Genomic DNA, 2,756 nt, shown 5'->3' with positions numbered 1-2,756 from the left:
TTAGGAGGACTGCATGAAATTCCGTCCGCTTCACGACCGCGTCGTGGTCAAGCGCATCGACGCCGAAGAGAAGACCGCTGGCGGCATCATCATTCCCGACACTGCCAAGGAAAAGCCCTCCCAGGGCGAAATCGTCGCCGTTGGCCCCGGTGGCCGCGACGAAGCTGGCAAGCTGATCCCGATCGACCTGAAGGTCGGCGACCGCGTGCTGTTCGGCAAGTGGTCCGGCACCGAGGTCAAGATCGACGGCCAGGACCTGCTGATCATGAAGGAGAGCGACGTGATGGGCGTTCTCGAAGTCAGCGAGTCCAAGAAGAAGGCGGCTTAAGAGCCCTTCTCTCCCTCCAGTCAAACATCTCAAGGAAAAACCCACATGGCAGCCAAAGAAGTCAAATTCTCGGTTGATGCGCGCGACAAGATGCTGCGCGGCGTCGACATCCTTGCCAACGCAGTGAAGGTCACGCTCGGCCCGAAGGGCCGCAACGTCGTGCTCGACAAGTCGTTCGGCGCTCCCCGCATCACCAAGGACGGCGTCACCGTCGCCAAGGAGATCGAGCTCGAGGACAAGTTCGAGAACATGGGCGCCCAGATGGTGCGCGAAGTCGCCTCCAAGTCCGCTGACGCGGCCGGCGACGGCACCACCACCGCCACCGTGCTCGCCCAGGCGATCGTGCGTGAAGGCGCCAAGTCGGTCGCCGCCGGCATGAACCCGATGGACCTCAAGCGCGGTATCGACCTGGCCGTGGAAGCCGTGGTCGCCGACCTCGTGAAGAACTCCAAGAAGGTCACCTCGAACGACGAGATCGCCCAGGTCGGCACCATCTCGGCCAACGGCGACGCGGAGATCGGCAAGTTCCTCGCCGACGCCATGAAGAAGGTCGGCAACGAGGGCGTCATCACCGTCGAGGAAGCCAAGTCGCTCGAGACCGAACTCGACGTGGTCGAGGGCATGCAGTTCGACCGTGGCTACATCTCGCCCTACTTCGTCACCAACGCCGACAAGATGCGCGTCGAGATGGACGACGCCTACATCCTGATCAACGAGAAGAAGCTCTCCTCGCTGAACGAACTGCTGCCGCTGCTCGAGGCCGTGGTGCAGACCGGCAAGCCGCTGGTCATCGTCGCCGAGGACGTCGAAGGCGAAGCGCTCGCGACCCTCGTCGTGAACCGCCTGCGCGGCGGCCTGAAGGTCGCGGCCGTCAAGGCTCCGGGCTTCGGCGATCGCCGCAAGGCCATGCTGCAGGACATCGCGATCCTGACCGGCGGCCAGGCGATCTCGGAAGATCTCGGCATCAAGCTCGAGAACGTCACGCTCAACATGCTCGGTCGCGCCAAGAAGGTGATGATCGACAAGGAGAACACCACGATCGTCAACGGCGCCGGCAAGAAGGCCGACATCGAGGCGCGCGTGGCCCAGATCAAGGCGCAGATCGAGGAGACCACCTCGGACTACGACCGTGAGAAGCTCCAGGAGCGTCTTGCCAAGCTCGCGGGCGGCGTCGCGGTGATCCGCGTCGGCGGCGCGACCGAGGTCGAGGTGAAGGAGCGCAAGGATCGCGTTGATGACGCGATGCATGCGACCCGCGCGGCCGTGGAAGAAGGCATCGTTCCGGGCGGCGGCGTCGCCCTGCTCCGTGCCTCCGAGCAGCTCAAGGGCCTTCGCACCAAGAACGACGACCAGAAGACCGGCGTCGAGATCGTGCGCAAGGCGCTGTCGGCCCCCGCCCGCCAGATCGCGATCAACGCCGGTGAAGACGGCTCGGTGATCGTCGGCAAGGTGCTGGAGAACAAGGCCTATGCCTACGGCTTCGACTCCCAGACCGGCGAATACGGTGACCTCGTCAAGAAGGGCATCATCGACCCGACCAAGGTGGTCCGCACCGCGATCCAGAACGCAGCCTCCGTGGCCGCGCTGCTGATCACCACGGAAGCCATGGTCGCCGAGCTGCCCAAGAAGGGCGGCGCCGGCCCGGCAATGCCCCCCGGCGGCGGCATGGGCGGCATGGACTTCTAAGATCCAACCACATCAAGAACGACGAAACCCCGGCAGCGATGCCGGGGTTTTTGTTTTGGGGGAGCACACGCAACAGTGGTACACTGGTCATTCCGGGGCGCGACGAAGTCGCGAGCCCGGAATCCATTTCACCACTTGCTCATGGCCTATTGCGTCTACCTCCTCGCCAGCAAGAAATACGGCACGCTTTACATCGGCGTGACGAACGACATCGTCCGCCGTATCCACGAACATAAAAGCAAGGTCGCCGCCGGTTTCAGCAAGCGGTATTCCGTCGACAGATTGGTTTGGTTCGAGATTTACGACGATCCAATCAACGCCATCACGCGAGAGAAAGAATTGAAGAAGCGGCGACGGGAATGGAAGGTGCGGCTCATCGAGGAGAAGAATCCACAGTGGATCGATTTATATCCACAGATTGCGAGCTGAGCTTGCGGAGCGATGGATTCCGGGTTCGCGCTTCGCGCGCCCCGGAATGACTAGCGGATGGAGCACAGCGCAATTATCCGCATCGCCCCGGAATGACGGTCTTGCCCTCACTCCACCTTTCCCATCCGCTCGAAGCGGGGCTCGCCGTCTTCGTCGAGCGACCAGATGATGCGCGTCACCTTGCCGATGAGATTGTCCATCGGCACGAAGCCGAAGGTCGACATCATCCGGCTGTCGGTGGAGTTGTCGCGGTTGTCGCCGAGAACGAAGAGGTGGCCGGGCGGCACCGTGAAGACGTCGGTGTTGTCGAGAT

At 62.8% G+C, this 2,756-nt stretch carries 4 protein-coding genes; 3 read left to right on the top strand and 1 reads right to left on the bottom strand.

The genetic code is table 11. The annotated features are described in order from the left end of the window. Positions 1-13: 13 nt before the first annotated feature. From JHD07_RS07505 to JHD07_RS07495, 3 genes are all read left to right on the top strand, one after another. Positions 14-328 (top strand): co-chaperone GroES, encoded by a 315-nt coding sequence (locus JHD07_RS07505; protein WP_148741152.1) that lies wholly within the window; start codon positions 14-16, stop codon positions 326-328. 45 nt (positions 329-373) lie between these two features. Continuing rightward, positions 374-2,014, top strand: coding sequence for a chaperonin GroEL (groL, locus tag JHD07_RS07500; RefSeq protein ID WP_291620573.1), 1,641 nt, complete (start codon positions 374-376; stop codon positions 2,012-2,014). A gap of 141 nt (positions 2,015-2,155) precedes the next feature. Then, positions 2,156-2,443 carry a GIY-YIG nuclease family protein gene (locus tag JHD07_RS07495; protein ID WP_291620571.1) on the top strand — a complete coding sequence of 96 codons (288 nt, stop codon included), beginning with the start codon at positions 2,156-2,158 and terminating at the stop codon, positions 2,441-2,443. A 107-nt stretch (positions 2,444-2,550) separates the two neighbouring features. Here the strand turns inward: JHD07_RS07495 and lepB are convergent. Further along, positions 2,551-2,756 (bottom strand): signal peptidase I (gene lepB, locus JHD07_RS07490; RefSeq protein WP_291620569.1); only part of this gene is annotated, 206 nt, incomplete at its 5' end.

The sequence above is a fragment of the Bradyrhizobium sp. genome, assembly GCF_016462955.1.
Classification (GTDB): domain Bacteria; phylum Pseudomonadota; class Alphaproteobacteria; order Rhizobiales; family Xanthobacteraceae; genus Bradyrhizobium.
This window is presented reverse-complemented; position numbering and strand designations above follow the sequence as displayed.